This is a genomic window from Yersinia pekkanenii, from assembly GCF_001152565.1.
GTDB classification, from domain to species: Bacteria; Pseudomonadota; Gammaproteobacteria; order Enterobacterales; family Enterobacteriaceae; genus Yersinia; species Yersinia pekkanenii.
On sequence record NZ_CQAZ01000198.1, the window covers coordinates 1 to 682 of the forward strand.

Below are 682 nucleotides of genomic sequence, written 5' to 3' on the forward strand. Positions count from 1 at the left end.
TAATCGTTATCTTGAGATCCAAGGACGACCAAAAACAAAAACATATGATCGCCTCATAAGGCTGAAAGATGAGGTGCCTGCTTATTTTCGAAGTGCCGGAGATAACTATCCGGCTTCAGTAAACTGGCACGATGCAAAAGCGTATTGTCAATGGTTAGGTAATGTGGTGAGTAAAACAATAGATTTACCGACGGAAGCTCAATGGGAATATGCCGCACGCAGTAGTGGTAAGTTATTGATATTTGCCAATAATAATAATATTTTCGAGCCGGAAAAGAATTTCTCCTATAGTAAGCAGCCTGTAGGAACATATCCCCCCAACCCGCTAGGTTTGTACGATATGATGGGGAACGGCCATGATTGGGTGGAAGACTGGTATGATGAAAACTATTATCAGCAGTCACCAAAGCATAATCCCCGTGGTCCAGAAAAAGGAACGAATAAGGTTCTGCGTGGTTCGGTAGGAACTCAACCTTTTGATAATATGACCTTTATACGTTCTAAAAGAAATTTGGTTGATTTTGAAGAAAATGGGAAAAGCACTTATCCTCCAGGTTATGGGTTTCGTTGTGTGGTGAATGATCTTAAACCTTTATAGTTATTTAGATTAACTCCTATTAATGCTGACATGAATAAAAAAATAATAATCCCGGTATGTGGCACGGTTCTGATTGGCGCTATG

Annotated in this window: 1 protein-coding gene; it reads left to right on the plus strand. The window is 40.0% G+C overall.

The genetic code is table 11. The features are described from left to right. Positions 1-598 (plus strand): formylglycine-generating enzyme family protein (locus AEP37_RS23950; RefSeq protein ID WP_049615682.1); only part of this gene is annotated, 598 nt, incomplete at its 5' end. Between the last annotated feature and the right edge of the window lie 84 nt (positions 599-682).